Origin of the sequence: Yersinia entomophaga (assembly GCF_001656035.1) — a bacterium.
Classification (GTDB): domain Bacteria; phylum Pseudomonadota; class Gammaproteobacteria; order Enterobacterales; family Enterobacteriaceae; genus Yersinia; species Yersinia entomophaga.
In genome coordinates this window covers 78,928-96,238 of the sequence record NZ_CP010029.1, presented here as the reverse complement: position 1 = coordinate 96,238, position 17,311 = coordinate 78,928, and the positions used below count along the sequence as shown (strand labels likewise).

The window sequence follows — 17,311 nt, the reverse complement described above, 5'->3', positions numbered from 1 at the left end:
AAAATTAAAACAGAAAGATAAAAGCAGTATGGGAAAATACGCCTTGGCATCTATTCCATCCTGCTTTTATGTCATTCTCAAAGGTGATTAAGGTGTAGTCTGAATTGGCGCGGAGGTTACCGGTACTAATACCAGATCCGCATTTGTCCCCTGACCACGGTTAATCACTTCCTGAATGGTATCAGTGATAAATAATAACTGGCCATTCTGAGTTATCGCCGCGCTAAGGATAATCCGAGCGTTAGGCGTAATTTCCGCAGGATTAAACGGCAGCACGAAAGTAAAAGGTGCCTGCTTGCCGTCGGTTTGCACTGCACGCTGAGCAATCACTTTGGAAGGAGCATCGGCCAAAGAAACATCAGACAAGGTTACCGTAATGACTGCGTCAGGTGGCAATGCCACACGTTCGCGAATATTTACGGTACCTCTGACTGATGGCTGCGCGATAGCGGCCGAGGTCGCTGCGGCGCTTGCTGCCGTCTGGGTAGGAACTTCTGCGCCGTGATTCGCGCAACCCGCCAAGGTTACCGTTAATGCTGCGCCGCCAACTATCTGCCATAGTTTCATAGGGTCGTCTCCTTCTTATTATCCCAATGCCGGTGACTCATCGAAAATCCGGCGCTTAATAAGTGGCTTCAACCACCTAGACAGGTAATTATAGCATAAAACGCTACCTGGCGTTTCTGACATCCAGCCTAATCATTCAGTTAGCAATTAGTTTCTCTACAAACAATAGTTTGTATAGTGAATTAATAGCAATACATTGACGAGCTACCTAATAATTCAGCACACTATGCTGAAAGAAAACACAGAGGGCCACACCATGGGTCAGGCACTGCAAAAGCTCCTCAACTTGATTAATCTGGAAAAGATCGAAGAAGGTCTTTATCGTGGCCAAAGTGAAGACTTAGGGCTGCGTCAGGTATTTGGCGGACAGGTTGTCGGCCAGGCAATTTATGCTGCGAAACAGACCGCACCAGCCGATCGTTACATTCACTCTTTCCATAGCTATTTTCTTCGCCCCGGCGACAGCAGCAAACCTATCGTTTACGATGTGGAAAACCTGCGAGATGGCACCAGCTTTAGCGCACGCCGCGTCAGCGCTATTCAAAATGGCAAACCGATCTTCTTTATGACCGCGTCATTCCAAACGCCTGAAGAGGGATTTGAGCATCAGAATGACATGCCGGATGTGCCACCGCCGGAAGGTTTGGTATCGGAAGCGGAAATCGCCAAAAATCTGGCGCACCTGATTCCAGAAAAACTGCGGGATAAGTTTATTGGCCACCAGCCGATTGAAATGCGACCGGTTAAATTCCATAACCCGTTGAAAGGTCATAAAGAAGAACCGCTGCGTCACGTATGGTTCCGCGCTAACGGCCAGATGCCGGACGATTTGGATATCCACCAATATTTGCTGGGCTACGCGTCTGATTTTAATTTCTTGCCGACGGCTCTTCAGCCTCATGGCATCGGTTTTCTCGAGCCGGGAGTACAGATTGCTACCATCGATCATTCTATGTGGTTCCACCGCCCATTCCGCCTGGATGAATGGCTGTTGTATACGGTAGAAAGTACTTCAGCATCCGGCGCTCGTGGCTTTGTTCGTGGTCAGATTTACAATCGCCAGGGTGTGCTCGTCGCCTCTACGGTGCAAGAAGGGGTTATTCGTTTACGCGGCTGATGGGTACTTGTGCCGCTGATTCATTCGGTTTTACTTCTTTCTAATCTCTTTAATCAACAAAGGGGCGAAATCAATATCGCCCCTTCACTAAATATTACTTATTTCGAACTCAAATTCTTACTGGTTATAAGCATTTTCACCGTGGCTGTTAACATCCAAACCTTCGCGTTCCTGCTCTTCTGGCACTCTCAGGCCAACGATAACATCGGCAATTTTGAAAGCGATAAAGGCAACAACGCCAGACCAGACAACACACACGCCAATACTGAAGAGCTGTACGCCGACCTGATGCCCCATGGTGACACCAGCCGCATAACCGGTGCCTCCCAGTGAAGATGCGGTAAACACGCCGGTAAGTATGCAACCTACGATACCGCAGACGCCGTGTACGCCAAATACATCACAAGTATCATCAACACGTAGCCATTTCTTCAGTAATACAACGCCCCACAACCCAGCAACGCCACCGACTAAACCAATAATCAGCGCGCCACCAACGCCCACGGTGCCCGCAGCCGGCGTAATAGCAACCAGACCCGCGATACAGCCGGAACAAGCGCCGAGCAACGATGGTTTCCCACGTAAAATCCACTCGGCAAATACCCAGGATAAAATAGCGCCAGCTGTGGCCACCACGGTATTAATAAAGGCCAATGCGGCAATTTCATTCGCTGAACTGGCAGAACCTGCGTTAAAGCCAAACCAGCCGATATACAGAATAGCGGTACCGGTAAAGACCATAGGCAAGTTGTGAGGTTTAAAGGCTTCTTTCCCAAAGCCTGCTCGTTTACCCAGCATATAGGCACCGACCAAACCGGCTACCGCGGCGTTAATATGCACCACGGTGCCACCGGCAAAGTCCAGCGCGCCATCCTGTGCCAGAAAACCGCCGCCCCACACCATATGCGCCATAGGTAAATAAGAGAAAGTCAGCCAGATCAGAGTGAAAATGAGCACCGCAGAGAAGCGGATACGTTCAGCAAAGGCACCGACAATCAACGCCACGGTAATACAGGCGAATGAAGCCTGAAACGCAACGTGAATCAATTGATAGAAAGTGCCGCTCAGGTTGGTCAAGCCAATGCCTTTCAGCATTGCCATTTCGAAACCACCGAAGAATGCGTTACCTGTGCCGAAAGCCAGACTGTAGCCGTAGATAATCCACAGTACGCAGACCAGAGCGAAAGTGACCATCACCTGTGTCATTAGCGACAGCACGTTTTTCGAACGAATCAAGCCACCGTAAAACAAAGCGATGCCTGGGATAGTCATGAACAACACCAACGCAGTGCAGATCATCATAAAGGCGTTATCGGCTTTATCAGCGACCGCAGGCGCGGCGGCCATAGCCATCGAAGGCAACATGGCTGCTGCGCTCAGGCCCCACACGGATAAACGTTTTTTCATTATCAACCCATCCCTAATCACTAAATTTGAGCCTAGAATCAGAGCGCTGCTTCGTCTGTTTCACCGGTACGAATGCGAATAACCCGTTGCAATTCGGCAACGAAAATTTTGCCATCACCGATCTTGCCGGTGTAGGCCGCTTTGCTGATGACATCAATGACTTCATCCAATTGATCATCGGCAATAGCAATGTCTATTTTGACTTTGGGCAGGAAATTAACGCTATATTCAGCCCCACGATAAAGTTCAGCATGTCCTTTCTGGCGACCAAATCCTTTCACTTCGGTTACGGTCAGCCCCTGAATACCTATGGAGGATAAGGCTTCGCGCACATCCTCAAGTTTGAATGGTTTTATTACCACGGTAACCAGCTTCATATTTGCCCCTTCTCGAATTAAGTCCGAATAACGTCTGCCGCATCAGGGATAAAGCAAAGGATGTGCCATAAATAAACTAGCGAAGAATTTATTGATAAAAAGAGGCTTGAGGATGGATTATCGACTTCAGTATAGGTGTGAATCTCACCGCAGCAGCGAGCAGTACGTTTTTTGTGCACCAAAATAGTGCCACACGCGTCACAAAAGTGCATTTCCACGAACAAGGCGGCGCAAGACGCCAGATTTTAGTGCGGGGAAGAAAATAAGCGGGCATGAATTGAATTTCAGGGGGAAAGCTCCCCCTGACAATCTGAGCTAGCTAATAGCGGCTTCTTCCGGTTCGACGGTCTCCAGTTCTTCGCTAACTAACTGCAATTGATACATTTGATAATAGCGGCCCTGTTGCGCAAGGAGTTCCTGATGCTTGCCTTGCTCCACCGCTTGTCCACGATGCAGAACTAAAATACTGTCGGCATCCACAATGGTCGACAAACGATGAGCAATCACCACCAGCGTGGTATTTTTTCGGATTAAGTGCAAAGCTTTCTGAATAGCCTGTTCCGTGCCGGAGTCAATATTGGCCGTTGCCTCGTCCAGAATCAGAATTTGCGGCGTTTGTACCAATACACGAGCCATAGCCAGTAGCTGTTTTTGTCCAACCGACAGCGTATTGCCCTGCTCCCCCAAACGAGTGTGTAATCCTTCCGGCAAGGCGCGGACCAAAGGTGCCAGTTGAACGGTTTCCAGCGTCTGCCAAACCTGTTCCTCACTGATATCACGCCCCAGTGTAATATTGGCAAAGAAAGAATCAGCCAACACCACCGGATCTTGCTGCACCATGGAGACACCCTGTCGCAGCACTTGATGAGAGAGTGTGTCAAGCGGGCGCCCATCCAGCAGAATCTCTCCCTGCTGTACCGGGTAATAGCCCATCAGCAAGTTGGCTAGCGTACTTTTCCCACTGCCGGTATGCCCGACCAATGCGACAAAGCCTCGCGACGGCACATCCAGATTGATGTGGTTTAGCACTGTTTTATCCGAACGATAAGAGAAGGAAACGTCCCGCATCCGGATATGACCGCTGGTCAGTGGATTATTATCCTGACCGTAACCTTGCTGAGCGCGATCCATCAGTTCGAATATACGTTCCCCAGCCACCACCGCCTGCTGCATGATTGATTGCTGAGAAGTTAGCTCGATTAAAGGTTCATTCAGGCGACCAAGGTAGTTAATAAACGCGTACAGTACCCCCACACCCACCGAGCCTTCTGGGCTCAACCCAAACAGTAACAACAGCCCGCAAAGTACCAATGCCGAAAACAAGCTGAGTAATGGCCGTAGCAGGAAGCCTTCTAGACGCAGAGTTTGCATTCGCGCCCTATAGTGCGCCCGATTAACGGCAGACATTCGCTCGCCAAAACGAACCTGCTGGCGGAATTGCTGAATGACCCCCATGCCGTTGATAACTTCGTTAAAACCATCGTTAATATCTGCCAGATAGGCGCGTACTCGCCGTACCACCGGCGTGCTGTAGCGTTGATAAAGCGCCATGACCACCAAAACCGCCGGAAAAATACAGATGGCAATCCACGCCATACGCCAATCGAGGCTAAACATCGCCACCAGCATCGCGCCAATTAACGCCGCACTTTTCAGCACGGTAGAAACCACCATCACATATAAATCTTTAATGACTTCGGTATCGTTAGTAACGCGAGAAATTAATTGACCGACCGGCTGAGTATCAAATGCGCTAAGCGGCTGGCGTAGTGCGGCATCCATGACTTCAATACGCAACTGTTGCACCACACCCACGGCAGCCCGGTTAAACAGAATCGTCTGAAAATAATGCAGCGCCGCCGCCAAGAGTTGCAGCAGCAAATAGGCCAGCGCCAAGCCACTCACTACAGCCAAGGGCAAATTGCCTTTTGCGACCATATTATCGATGAAATAGCTGATCAGCAGTGGGCCACTTACCTCCGCCGCTGCCGCAATCCACAGCATGACTATCGCGATAGACAAGGGTCTTTTGTAGGCTGAACCATAAGCCAGCAGACGTTTTAACGTCGGCCAAAGTTGTCGAGCTTTACTCATCGGATACGACCTCCAGCCCTTCATCGCTATCTAAAGCTGCTTCAATTTGCTGATAACGATACATTTCCCGATACCATCCCGACTGATTCAGTAACTGCTCATGATCGCCACGCTGCACCACGCCCCCCTGTTGCATGACCAGAATTTCATTTGCCTCAGTCAATGCAGAGAGACGATGAGCGCTAATAATAACGGTGCGATGTGCTCCCCACTGACGCAGGTTCTTCAGGATTTGATGCTCCGTCTGCCCATCAACCGCCGACAGAGCATCGTCCAGAATCAATATTTCGCTATTAAGCAACAGGGCGCGAGCAATAGAAATACGCTGCTTTTGTCCACCGGAAAGCATCACGCCCCGCTCTCCCACTTCGGTTTCGTATCCCTGTGGTAACCGCAGAATATCTTCGTGAACGCTGGCTAAACGAGCCGCTTGTTCAATTTCCTGCTGCGTGGCGTCAGGCTTACCCAATGCAATATTGCCTGCAACGGTATCCGAGAATAAAAATGGCGTTTGGCTGACCACCGACAGGCGGCTACGCCAATCGTCCAAACGAATAGCCGTCAGAGGTTGCCCCTGATAGCAAATGTCACCTTCGTCTATATCAAACTGTCGTTGAATCAAGGCCAGCAAGGTACTTTTCCCCGAACCGGTTGGGCCGCATAGCCCCAGCATCTCTCCTGGCTCCAGCTTCAGCTTGACGTCTTGTAAAGCGGGCTTATCACTTCCGGGATAATCAAAGCGGCGAATATCAATCGTCAAAGTACTGCGTTCCGCCTGTAATGGCGTTTGTCCATCGACAACAACCGGAGCCTCTTCCAACAAACTACGGATACGGCCGTAAGCGGCACTGCCACGCTCAACGATATTAAACATCCACGCCAGCGCCAGCATTGGCCAAATCATCAACCCTAAATACATAATAAAACTGGTTAATTGCCCTAACGTAATGCTGCCATTCACAACCATCCAGCTACCGCCACCGATGGCCAGTAAATTGGCTACGCCGATAGCGATATAAATCGTAGGATCAAAACAGGCATCAACCTTGGCTACGTGCATATTTTTCGCACCGGCCTCGGTTGCTACACGGGAAAACTGCTCAGACTGATGATTTTCAAGGCCAAATGCCTTAATCATGCGAATGCTGGTCAGGCTCTCTTGCGCCTGATTATTTAACGCCGAGAAAGCCCCTTGCGCAGATTTAAAACGTTGGTGCAATAAATCACCGAAATAATTGATTACAATCGCCATTATCGGCATCGGTAACAACGACAGCAGCGTCAGCTGCCAGCTGATTTGTGTGCTCATCACAATCAGCACCGCACAGCCCATCACCAATGAGTCCACCAGCGTCAATACCCCTTCACCGGCGGCGAAAACCACTCGATCGACATCATTGGTGGCGCGAGCCATCAGATCGCCTGTGCGGTGACGCAAGTAAAAACCAGGATTCTGCCGGCTAAGCTGACGGTAGAAATTAGAGCGTAATTCCACCGCTAATTGATAGGATGCGCCGAAGAGTAATACGCGCCAGACGTAGCGTAGCAGATACACTATTATCGCGGTCACTACCATTACGCCAATCCATGTCCACAACATATTGGCGGACATGGTTTTTTCCGTCATACCATCCACGATGACCCCAACCAGTTTGGGTGGCAACAGCTGTAAAATGGCGATAATGATCAGCAGTACTACCGCACCCAAATAGCGACGCCATTCGCGACGAAAGTACCAGCCTAGTTGAGCAAACAATCTCACGCAGTTTTATTCCATGATATGAAGGGAAATAGTATGGAGGCGAATCGAATAATGTCAGACTCTCTCGCCACGGCTCATGCGGCATAGAATAACATCGATAAAGTTGTTATTTAGTGAATTATTCACTCAGGAACCGGTAGTACCGTTGTGTACTTAATTTTCTCCATTGCGAAGCTGGAAGTTACATCTATCAACCCCGGAACACCATTCACCATACGCTTATAGAAACTATCGTAGCTTTTCATATCCGCAACTTCGACCTGCATCAGATAGTCATATTCTCCGGCCATACGGTAGAAAGCCAGTACCTCCGGCATCTGCTTAGTGAATTGCACAAACTCCTGATACCAGCCGCTATTATGCTGTTGGGTTTTTATCAGTACGAAAGCCGTTAATCCCAGCCCCAGTTTTTCGCTATCCAAGAGCGCCACCCGGCCACGGATATAACCTTCATCCTCCAGACGCTTTAGCCTTTTCCAGCAAGGCGTTGACGTCAGATTGACTGCCTCTGCCAAAACCTGAAGAGAGAGCGTGCAATCCTCCTGCAACATACGCAGTAGTTTTCGGTCTGTTTTATCTAACATATCGCCACTCCAGAGAATAAATTTCTCTCATTAGGAGATAAAGAAGTAAAAATGGCAACAATTTTTTCCCAAAATACCGTTAACCTAGTCATAATTTGATACCCCCGACATCGCAGGCCACTACATGACCAATACTTGGGTAAAAAACGCCATCAGTGAAATAGAGGCGGATTTTCAACGCTCAGCTGATACACACTTAATTCGCTTAAATTTGCCTGAGTTTCCTGGCATTTACCTGTATCTGAAAGACGAAAGCACCCATCCAACCGGAAGTCTGAAACACCGGCTGGCGCGCTCTCTGTTTCTTTACGGCCTGTGTAACGGCTGGATAAAGGAAGGGACAACTATTATTGAGGCCTCTTCCGGCAGCACTGCGGTTTCTGAAGCTTACTTTGCCCGCCTGATTGGGTTGCCGTTTATTGCAGTTATGCCAAGCTGCACCGCGCGCAAAAAAGTCGAACAAATTGCCTTTTACGGTGGTCGCTGCCACTTTGTCGATCATGCGGGGCAAATTTATGCCGCGTCCGAGCAGTTGGCAAAAGAATTAAACGGCCATTATATGGACCAATTCACCTACGCTGAGCGAGCTACCGATTGGCGCGGAAATAATAATATTGCCGATAGTATCTATCGCCAGATGGCCCGCGAACCCTTTACCGTTCCCAATTACATTGTGATGAGCGCTGGTACCGGTGGCACTTCGGCGACGCTGGGCCGTTATATTCGTTATCAGGGGCATAATACTCAATTGATGGTAGTCGATCCGGAAAATTCGGTCTTTTACGATTGCTTCTGCAATCGGGATCGCAGCGTAACCGGCACCTGCGGCAGCCGCATCGAAGGGATTGGCCGCCCGCGCGCCGAACCCTCTTTTATTCCTGAGGTGATCGATAGCATGCTACGCGTTCCCGACGCGGCCAGCGTTGCTACGGCACATTGGTTAGAAGGCGTTTTGGGTCGTAAAGTGGGCGCCTCCACCGGCACTAACGTATGGGGTGCTTTACAGTTAGCCCGACAAATGCGTGAAAAAGGCGAGTCAGGAGCTATTGTCACTCTGCTCTGCGACAGCGGAGAACGCTATCTGGATACTTATTACAACCCTGAATGGGTGAGCGCTAACATTGGGGATTTAACCAGTTTTAAGGCGGAGTTGGAAAACCTTTAATCATCCAGTTCATCGGCCAATTTATTTAAAGTTGGTCGATAATAAGCAAAAAAAAAAGCCGGATAAATATCCGGCTGGCTAATAGCAATCACCTCAGAATTCGGGGGAATAGGTGAGGTGTGGTGAACTTAGCCAATGTTGCAAATAGTGAGCTACGGCCTGTTGTTCACAATGGCCAATAACCTGAAGCTGCGGCAATGCTGATTTAAGCTGAGGCAATGCGTTACCCATTACCATTCCGCGCCCAACCTGATCAAGCATTTCTTTATCATTCATTGCATCGCCAAATGCCATGCAATCGACCATTTCAACACCCAATAGTTCTGTCAACGAAGCCAGAGCAGCACCTTTATTACAGTGACGAGGTAAAACTTCCAGACAGTCCCTGGCAGAAAAACACAAATCCACCTCTTGCCCCATCCGCGCAGCTAACCTGTCTTTCAGCGGTAACAGCTCTTCGTGAGGCGCGCAGAAACAGATTTTATGTGTTCCTGCCAAAGGTAACTGATTAAATTCAGTGAGTTGGTATTTAAACCCGCTCAGTTTATGCGCCGTTAACTGCGCCGGATCGTCACGATTGGTAAACCAGCCTTCATCGCGAAAAATATGCATGCTGGCGTTGGTAGACCAGGTTGTTCCCAGAACGAACTGCACTAATTCCGCGGGTAAATCTGTACCCTGCAATTTATTGCCGTCAATATCATGAATACGGGTTCCATTACCGGTAATCAGATAACCTTTAATTCCTAAACTGGATAAAATCCCTTTCATATCGAGGTAATGACGTCCGGTAGCAAAAGTGACCATTATCTGTCGCTGGTGCAATTGATGCAGCGCTTCCAAAGTCGCCTCACCGATCTGATGGTTACGCATTAATAAAGTTCCATCCATATCGAAAGCGGCTAAGCGGTACATACTTACCTCATAAAATTGTGAGCCTGCTGGCAGTGACAAAAGTATGGCGTAGTATTTAGGGAACTAATAGTGAACAATTAATACAAACCCTTCCGGATTTAACTATGCGCATATTTCACCGATTGGCTCAATATCAGCGTTTATATCAAGAATTTGGCCAGCAGGCTGGTAACACGACGGTTAGTGAATTAGCCAAGCTGTTTTTTTGTAGCGATCGGCATACCAGAACCCTTATCCAAAAATTTGAGGAACAGGGCTGGCTCAGTTGGGATGCGCAAGTTGGCAGAGGCAAACGAGCACGAATTCACTGCCTGAAAACACCGGATGAATTGCGAGCAACCTATCTACGCCAGTTATTACAACAAGGGGATCATCAGGGTGCATTTCAATTAGCCCAGTTGGAACCCCAGCGTCTGCATGCATTACTTAGCCCACATATGGGCGGGCAATGGCAAGCGGATAGCCCGGTGCTACGAATTCCTTATTATCGAGAGCTGGAACCGCTAATTCCGCTAGAAACCAACGGGCGCGCGGAACAGCATTTGATATATACGCTACATGCGGGTCTGACCCGCTTTCAGACCGGTGATCCTCTGCCAAAGCCCGATCTGGCCCATCACTGGCACATTAGTGATGATGGCCTAACCTGGCAATTTTTCTTACGCAGCCAGCTTCGCTGGCATAATGGCGATCCCATTAGCGGAGCACAGTTACTGGAAACCTTCCATATACTGCGTCACCATCCTCGCGGTCAGCCGGGGCTGGAAAATGTTAAATCTATAACTCTGCCGCATGCGTTATGCGTCCAGTTTACCCTTGAATATCCCGATTACTGGTTGGCTCACCGTATGGCCGATTTGCCCTATCGTTTGTTTCACCCTGACTCTCCATCGGTAGGCGCCGGGCCGTTTAAAGTAGCCGACTTTGAAAAACACTTGATAAGGCTCGAACAACATGAGTTTTATCATTTGCAGCATCCCTATCTCGACAGTATCGAATACTGGATCTCCCCACAGCCTCCGGATGTTGTGGTTAACGGCAGCAGCCAGCATCCGGTCAGCATCACCATTGGGCAAAGCGAAGATATGCCCTTGGCAAAACCTGTTCAACGCAGTACCAGCCTAGGTTTTTGCTATTTAGCCATGAACCTGAAACGAGGCCAGCTCAATTCCCAGCAAGCCAGAAAAATGATGATGCTGATTCAGGCATCCGGTTTTTTGGCAAATTTATCCATTCAAAGGGGAATTATCATTCCCAGCGAAGAAATGTTGCCCGGCTGGCCTATCCCTCGGTTCCCAGAAGATAAAAGCATCACGCTACCTAAACGGCTAATTTTGCTCTACCAGCAACCAGCAGAGTTGACCATGGTTGCCAGCGAGTTGAAAAAATTACTCGCCGAACACGGCTGCGAGCTTGAAGTTCAATTTTGCGCCAACAAACACTGGCAAAGCGTTAACCAATGTGAACAAGCAGACCTCTTAATGTCAGACCATCTTGTTGGAGAATCCCGCGAAGCCACCATGGAAAGTTGGTTACGCCATGATTTTTTATGGCAGGGTATTCTTCCGGCAGACTTACTGCTTTGGCAACAGCAGTCATTACTGCAAATTCAACAGGTTAAAGCACCAAGTGAACGTTATGCATTATTGCGGGAACACTATCTACAGCTGATGTCCACCGGGTTGGTTCTGCCGCTATTAAATTATCAATATCAGGTTAGTGCGCCACCGAGAATCAAAGGCGTTACGCTCACCGCCTACGGTTGGTTTGATTTTTGTCAGGCCTGGTTGCCCCCTACCCCAGAGTCATCGCTGGATAACGCCATATTGGATAATTAAAGCGAACTATCCTTGGATAGCGCTTATTGCAGATACAGTAATTATCAATGGCTTCACTGATTCAATTCGGCCTGTTATTACCTTTTAGCCAGCTAACTGAGTTAACATAGCCACAGTATTTAATTTCCGGCTCAAGGTTATTGTTATATCGACCTTAAGCCTACGAGGGAGCGATTAATGAAACGCGCAGTCGTAGTATTTAGCGGTGGGCAGGACTCCACCACCTGTCTGATTCAGGCATTGCAGCAATATGATGAAGTTCACTGTGTGACCTTTGATTATGGTCAGCGCCATCGTGAAGAGATCGACGTAGCCCGCGAACTTGTCATTCAATTAGGCGCCAAAGCGCACAAAGTGCTGGATGTCTGCATGCTAAACGAGCTGGCGGTCAGTAGCCTAACTCGCGACAGTATTCCCGTGCCGACTTATGAAGAAAGCAGCGAAAATGCCATTCCCAGCACCTTCGTTCCCGGCCGCAATATCCTGTTTCTGACTCTGGCGGCAATCTACGCTTATCAGGTACAAGCAGAAGCGGTCATTACCGGTGTATGCGAAACGGATTTCTCTGGCTACCCAGATTGCCGCGATGAATTTGTTAAAGCCCTCAACCATGCCATTAATCTCGGCATCGCGCGGGATATCGCTTTCATCACTCCGCTAATGTGGCTAGACAAAGCTGAGACCTGGGCATTAGCCGATTATTACCAACAGCTAGACCTTATTCGCCACCACACGCTGACCTGCTATAACGGCATTAAAGGCGATGGCTGCGGCGAATGTGCAGCCTGCCACTTACGGGCTAATGGGCTGAATAATTACCTAACTAATAAGTCTGCTGTCACGACCAGCCTTAAAAAGAAAATCGGTCTACTTTAATTTCAGTTTCCCCAGTTTGGTTCAGCCCTAATCGGTTCAACCTAAACAGGCCTATGCAGTCTGTGATACATAAATTCACAGGCTGCTTGCTATAGAGCTATAGAGCTATAGAGCTATAGAGCAATGCAAAATATTATTCGAACAAACTGAACCCAAATAGCCGCAACGATTTTCAAAGTAAGCTAATTAAAGCACCATTGCTCATCAGGACGACTACTGCCCTTGCGTCGGCTCTTCTAACGCACTCAATCTTTCCCGAAGCTCGCCGTCTATTGGCACAGCTTTTTGTGTTCTCAGATCAATACAAACAAAAGTCAGTGCGGCATCAGCCACCAGCGAACCATCGGACTCTAAGGTCACAATCTGATTAAGCACCCCGCTTTTACCACTGAGTTTTACCAAATGGCTATCTATGCGTAGCACATCACCTAACACCGCGGGTTTACGGTAACTAATATTGACGTTCACCACGATAAAAGCGATATGGTTGCGGGTCATCCACTGAAATGCTTCCTCCCCATCCAGCCATTCCCAGCGCGCTTGCTCAAGAAACTCAAGATAACGGGCATTATTAACATGCTGATAAACGTCAATATGAAAACCACGAACTGTTATATGGGTGCGCATAGAAAACCTCAGCTACGGGATAAAATCGAATGCAGGTAAGCATCTGCCAGAACTGTAAACCAAACTGGTATGACCTCATCGATAATAGCAGAGCCACCCAAGCACATAGCAGACTCACTATATAACTTAGATTTAGATCACAGTTAGTTAACCAATTATTTACATTTTCGCTCTCTGCGAACAGCCTTACACCAACTCCACTATTGCAGAATAAAATAGCTGAACTGAACGCACCCCATTAGCTCAGCTATAGTAAAAAATATACCAATAAGTTAGTTACCTAATAATTCCAATTTGTGTTTTAACTCCCCTTCCATAGGCAGCGCTTTTTGTATTCCCATATCTATGCAGACAAACGTCATATCAGCGTCTGCGATAACCGCGCCGTCCGATAACCTTTTCATGACCTGCTTGAATTTCCCGCAGCGCCCTTCCAGGGAATACACCAGACTCTCAATTCGTAGCAGATCTCCCTCAACGGCCCCTTTACGATAATTAATATTGATATTTACCATATAGAAACCAATATTCCGTTCTTTCAACCATTCCAGCCGATTCTCTCGATCAAGCCAACGCCAGCGCCCCTCCTCAAAGAACTCCAAATAACGTGAATTATTGACATGTAAATAACCATCAACATGATAGCTTCTAACCAAAACTTCATGATGCATGCTAATCAACGCCCCTTTCATCATTTATGAATTTTTCAAATACATACGCCACAGAACTGGTATGACCTGATGAAAGGTTAGCAGCCAATGTTATAAACCACTAACTAAATGATTAAATATCATTCAACTTACATTTTTATTTTCTGCCGATTGCGCTCAATAAATATCGGCCCAATACCTGAAACCTCTTGCAGTTGCTCTATTTGACTAAAGAAGCCAAATTCCTCTCGATAGCGAACAATGGCCTGGGCTTTTTTCAAACCAATACCGCTCAGCGCAGCAGCCAGCTCTTCTGCCGTGGCTTTATTAACATTTATCAGTCCGTCTTCTGTCTCATTTTTCCCGGCTGAAGGCTTATTGGTGTTTGCTCCGTCAGCTTTCAAGTTATTTTCTTTCGACCTATTCCACGACTTCTCTGAGGTTTGAGCCGATGCTTTTGATGAGTTGGTTTGCACGGATTCTTTCGTTTGATTAGGAGCCGCTAGCGTTACCGGAGCTGATAACCAGGCCAGTAGCAATGCCAGTGCTAAGGATTTTCCATTATTTTTCATGCTGTATCCTCCATGTATTTGACAGCATCTGTACCTTGCCTCAAGCGTTTTTTTTCGGCAAATCACGGATTCCAGATATGCGAAAGGCCGCTAAAGCGGCCTTTCATTGTTACATCGGTTTGCAGAGGTTTGCGATGTTTACTGCGGCTGTTGTTGTTCCGCAGCACCCATTTTAATCGTTGCCTGTTTGTGCAAGTTAGCCATCAGCGCATCCAGAGTCACCCCGCCGATACCCTCTTCCATTTTAGCAATGAAGTTTGCCATTTCACCCTCTGGTAATTTACCCGGCGTCACGGAAAGCAATTCGATCAATACAATATTGTCCTGACGATCCTGAGATAAACCGTAAACCGGTTTGTCCGCCTGCGGATGAGGCAGCGCAAATACGGTTTGAACTAACTGATCGTCATCCGGCGCACGAGCGATGGACTTCTTCTCGCCAAAGCTCAGACCAGCGGCTTTCATCGCTTCTTCGCCTTTATCTTGCTTCAGCGCAGCCAGAATTTTTTCACCGTCAACGCGAGCCTGCTGCTCTGCTTTCTGGCGTTTAACCAGTTCAGCAACCTGATCGCGTACCTGATCAAATGGCTGTACGCCTTCTGGTTTATGACCATCGATACGAATCACGAATGCGCGATCGCCATCAACGGTAATGACATCAGAGTTACTGCCAGGAGCACCATTCTCACCAACCAAAGCGCCATCAAAGATAGCCTGAACTACGGGTTTGAAATTCACTTCGGCAGGTACAGAATCACGAGTAAACCAACCGGTTTGCTTCGCTTTGGCACCAGCAGCTTCTTCAGCTGAAGCCAGAGACTCATTATCACTGGTTGCCGCCTCGCTCACTTTCTGCTGCAACGCATAATAAGCATCAACCGCTTTTTCCTGCTTAACTTTGGCTGCCAGCGAATCATGCACTTCAGACAGCGGCTTAACCTGCTCTGGCTTGACGTCGTTCAAGCGAACGATCAAATAACCCACAGAAGACTTCACCACGCCAGACAGCTGGCCTTTTTCGGTCAGATTCGCTTCTTTCAGCTCATCGGCGGTTGTCTCAGGTTCTAACCAACCCAGTTCACCGCCATTTTTACGAGAAATAATGTCGGTGGATTTTTCTTTCGCCAACGTAGCGAAATCAGCACCTTTTTTCAGTTCATCCAAAGCAGCCTTGGCATCTGCCTCGGTTTTAAATTGAATAACGCTGTAATTTCTGCGCTCCGGCTGAGTAAAACTGGATTTGTGCTGATCGTAATAAGCAGCAATATCTTCTTCAGTCACGGTGATTGTATCTTGCATCGCTGCCGCATCCATGGCGATGAAACTCACTTTCATCTCTTCAGGCGCGATAAAGCTGTTTTTGTTCTGATCGTAATAGGCTTTCAGCTCTTCATCAGTGACTTTCTGCTGAGCCTGTAACGCTTTCAGATCCAAGGTTGCCAGTCGCACTTCACGCTGTTGCAAAATCAGCTCGGACATAGCGGTAGCTTCTGCCGGCAGTGCAAAACCGCTGTCGTTAAAGGCCTGTAGCAATTGCTGATTAATCAACTGCTGACGTTGTACCTGCGCGAACTGATCGAGGCTGTAGCCCATACGGTTTACTAGCTCGAGATATTTGCTGTTATCGAACTGACCGTTAGTCTGGAAATAAGGAATCTGGCGAATAGATTCTTTTACCTGATCGACACTGGCAGTCAGGCCGAGTTGTTTAGCATATTGGTCGAGCAACATGTTGTTGACCAGTTGCCCCAACACCTGCTGACGCAGCTGCTGCATATAACCTTCATTACCAGCCAGCACGGAGAACTGCTCGCCTAGCTGTTGCTGTAAACGACTACGTTCACTTTGCATTGCCTGTTCAAGCTGGGCACGGCTTATCTCTTGGCCATTAACCTTAGCTGCATAGTCGTTGGAGCCACCGATCAGATAGCCGCCCACGCCGGTCAGGATAAAGGACAACATAATCAGGGCCAGGATGATTTTGAGCACGACGTTATTTGCAGCCGCGCGTAAATTGTCCATCATAATGTGACAATACTCCGCTGTAATGTGGATAAAAACTCTTGCTCAGGTATGAAGACCCAGCGTTCCTTGCGTCAGCCCAAAATCGTTGCTGCGCGATAAAACTTCTCACAGTGGCCAACGCCGCCATTGCCTTACGGCTAAGTCAGCATTTTACGCCAGTTCAACTGCCAAGCGAAAAAAAAGCGCATCAGTTACGATGCGCCTTATATCTTACCTTACCAACTCAACTGCGTCAGGTTATTGTTTATCACAAACAATATTTGGCACCGAAGAGATCTGAGGTAGTCATCAGTTAACTGCGTCTTTCAGGCCTTTACCAGCACGGAAGCCTGGTACTTTTGCAGCTGGAATACTGATTTCTTTACCGGTCTGAGGGTTACGGCCAGTACGGGCAGAGCGCTCACGTACTGCAAAAGTACCGAAACCAACCAGAGCTACATCATCCCCTTCTTTCAAGGATTCAGTAACAGAAGCAATAATTGCATCTAACGCGCGCCCAGCGGCCGCTTTAGAAATATCAGCACCTGCGGCAATTTTGTCGATCAGTTGTGACTTATTCACTCTTTCATCCCCTTTAGAATTCTATCGTCGCGCCGAAAATCCCTACGGACAACACGACAGCGCAGCTGTTATATCAATCCTGTCTAGCCTTGGCAAGCAACCTAAAGGCGAATGCTTTCGTCAGACAGCCGATCTAACTTAGCGGCACAAAAAATAGCTGGCAAGTAGGATTTC

Annotated in this window: 16 protein-coding genes; 4 read left to right on the top strand and 12 right to left on the bottom strand. The window is 48.1% G+C overall.

Features of this window, described 5'->3' with window-relative positions; genetic code table 11:
* Positions 1-87: 87 nt before the first annotated feature.
* Positions 88-567: a YbaY family lipoprotein gene (locus PL78_RS00540; protein WP_064512269.1), complete on the bottom strand. Its 480-nt coding sequence runs from the start codon at positions 565-567 to the stop codon at positions 88-90.
* Positions 568-823: 256 nt separating this feature from the next.
* Between PL78_RS00540 and tesB the strand changes: the two genes are divergently transcribed.
* A complete protein-coding gene (gene tesB / locus PL78_RS00535) occupies positions 824-1,684 on the top strand; it encodes an acyl-CoA thioesterase II (RefSeq protein WP_064512267.1) in 861 nt (286 codons plus the stop codon).
* A 117-nt stretch (positions 1,685-1,801) separates the two neighbouring features.
* Here tesB and amtB read toward each other — a convergent pair whose 3' ends face one another.
* The 5 genes from amtB to PL78_RS00510 all read right to left on the bottom strand — a co-directional run bounded on the left by amtB (position 1,802) and on the right by PL78_RS00510 (position 7,908).
* Positions 1,802-3,091 carry an ammonium transporter AmtB gene (amtB, locus tag PL78_RS00530; protein ID WP_064512266.1) on the bottom strand — a complete coding sequence of 430 codons (1,290 nt, stop codon included), beginning with the start codon at positions 3,089-3,091 and terminating at the stop codon, positions 1,802-1,804.
* A gap of 38 nt (positions 3,092-3,129) precedes the next feature.
* A complete protein-coding gene (gene glnK / locus PL78_RS00525; protein ID WP_009114005.1) occupies positions 3,130-3,468 on the bottom strand; it encodes a P-II family nitrogen regulator in 339 nt (112 codons plus the stop codon).
* A 315-nt stretch (positions 3,469-3,783) separates the two neighbouring features.
* Positions 3,784-5,562: a SmdB family multidrug efflux ABC transporter permease/ATP-binding protein gene (locus PL78_RS00520; RefSeq protein ID WP_064512264.1), complete on the bottom strand. Its 1,779-nt coding sequence runs from the start codon at positions 5,560-5,562 to the stop codon at positions 3,784-3,786.
* A complete protein-coding gene (locus PL78_RS00515; protein WP_064512262.1) occupies positions 5,555-7,324 on the bottom strand; it encodes a SmdA family multidrug ABC transporter permease/ATP-binding protein in 1,770 nt (589 codons plus the stop codon). The genes PL78_RS00520 and PL78_RS00515 overlap by 8 nt, the downstream gene beginning before the upstream one ends.
* A gap of 122 nt (positions 7,325-7,446) precedes the next feature.
* The gene (locus PL78_RS00510; protein ID WP_049598560.1) at positions 7,447-7,908 is read right to left on the bottom strand and encodes an Lrp/AsnC family transcriptional regulator; all 462 of its coding nucleotides are present in this window, start codon (positions 7,906-7,908) and stop codon (positions 7,447-7,449) included.
* Positions 7,909-8,032: 124 nt separating this feature from the next.
* Between PL78_RS00510 and PL78_RS00505 the strand changes: the two genes are divergently transcribed.
* Positions 8,033-9,073 (top strand): PLP-dependent cysteine synthase family protein, encoded by a 1,041-nt coding sequence (locus PL78_RS00505; protein WP_064512260.1) that lies wholly within the window; start codon positions 8,033-8,035, stop codon positions 9,071-9,073.
* A 93-nt stretch (positions 9,074-9,166) separates the two neighbouring features.
* Here PL78_RS00505 and cof read toward each other — a convergent pair whose 3' ends face one another.
* On the bottom strand, positions 9,167-9,988 hold the full coding sequence (cof, locus tag PL78_RS00500; RefSeq protein WP_064512258.1) for an HMP-PP phosphatase: 822 nt from the start codon (positions 9,986-9,988) through the stop codon (positions 9,167-9,169).
* Positions 9,989-10,092: 104 nt separating this feature from the next.
* Here cof and PL78_RS00495 point away from each other — a divergent pair, with 104 nt between their 5' ends.
* Together PL78_RS00495 and queC are read left to right on the top strand one after the other, a co-directional pair.
* Entirely contained in the window at positions 10,093-11,826 is a 1,734-nt protein-coding gene (locus tag PL78_RS00495; RefSeq protein ID WP_064512256.1) for an SgrR family transcriptional regulator, read from the top strand.
* A gap of 177 nt (positions 11,827-12,003) precedes the next feature.
* Positions 12,004-12,702: a 7-cyano-7-deazaguanine synthase QueC gene (gene queC / locus PL78_RS00490; protein WP_064512254.1), complete on the top strand. Its 699-nt coding sequence runs from the start codon at positions 12,004-12,006 to the stop codon at positions 12,700-12,702.
* 213 nt (positions 12,703-12,915) lie between these two features.
* On the opposite strand, the gene PL78_RS00485 is transcribed toward queC, so the two are convergent.
* The 5 genes from PL78_RS00485 to hupB all read right to left on the bottom strand — a co-directional run bounded on the left by PL78_RS00485 (position 12,916) and on the right by hupB (position 17,137).
* Entirely contained in the window at positions 12,916-13,329 is a 414-nt protein-coding gene (locus tag PL78_RS00485; RefSeq protein WP_064512253.1) for an acyl-CoA thioesterase, read from the bottom strand.
* 272 nt (positions 13,330-13,601) lie between these two features.
* Positions 13,602-14,000: an acyl-CoA thioesterase gene (locus PL78_RS00480; protein ID WP_064512251.1), complete on the bottom strand. Its 399-nt coding sequence runs from the start codon at positions 13,998-14,000 to the stop codon at positions 13,602-13,604.
* Between the two features lie 128 nt (positions 14,001-14,128).
* Complete coding sequence (locus tag PL78_RS00475; RefSeq protein WP_064512249.1) at positions 14,129-14,551, bottom strand: ComEA family DNA-binding protein; 423 nt, start codon at positions 14,549-14,551, stop codon at positions 14,129-14,131.
* Between the two features lie 138 nt (positions 14,552-14,689).
* Positions 14,690-16,576 (bottom strand): peptidylprolyl isomerase, encoded by a 1,887-nt coding sequence (ppiD, locus tag PL78_RS00470; protein WP_064512247.1) that lies wholly within the window; start codon positions 16,574-16,576, stop codon positions 14,690-14,692.
* A 288-nt stretch (positions 16,577-16,864) separates the two neighbouring features.
* Positions 16,865-17,137, bottom strand: a complete 273-nt coding sequence (gene hupB / locus PL78_RS00465; RefSeq protein ID WP_004392663.1) for a nucleoid-associated protein HU-beta — start codon at positions 17,135-17,137, stop codon at positions 16,865-16,867.
* Positions 17,138-17,311: the final 174 nt, after the last annotated feature.